This window comes from Kineobactrum sediminis (assembly GCF_002868715.1).
Classification (GTDB): Bacteria; Pseudomonadota; Gammaproteobacteria; order Pseudomonadales; family Halieaceae; genus Kineobactrum; species Kineobactrum sediminis.
On record NZ_PKLZ01000036.1, the window covers coordinates 1 to 390 of the forward strand.

A 390-nucleotide genomic window follows, 5' to 3' on the forward strand; every position below is an offset into this window, starting at 1 on the left:
ACCAACCCCTATCTCCACTATAGAAGATATAGATAACAAAAATAAAGAAGGAGGTAATAATCAGAAAGAAAGATTATTCATTCGAGGAAAAGATATATCAGGAGCTCCCAATATTAAAGGTACCAATCAATTACCAAATCCTCCAATAAGAATTGGTATCACTATAAAAAAAATTATTACAAAAGCATGAGCAGTAACTATAACATTATATATATGATCATTTCCTAACAATCTACCAGGATTTCCTAATTCCATTCGAATCAAAACTCTTATAGCAGTTCCCATTATAGCCGATCAAACACCAAATATTAAATATAACGTCCCAATATCCTTATGATTAGTTGAATATAACCATCGCAGTATTATCTAATAGTTTAAAAACATTAAATT

At 29.2% G+C, this 390-nt stretch carries 1 protein-coding gene; it reads left to right on the plus strand.

Annotated elements, in window-relative coordinates:
• A partial coding sequence (locus tag CWI75_RS18465; RefSeq protein ID WP_158540204.1) for a hypothetical protein occupies window positions 1-190 on the plus strand: 190 nt, incomplete at its 5' end.
• Window positions 191-390: the final 200 nt, after the last annotated feature.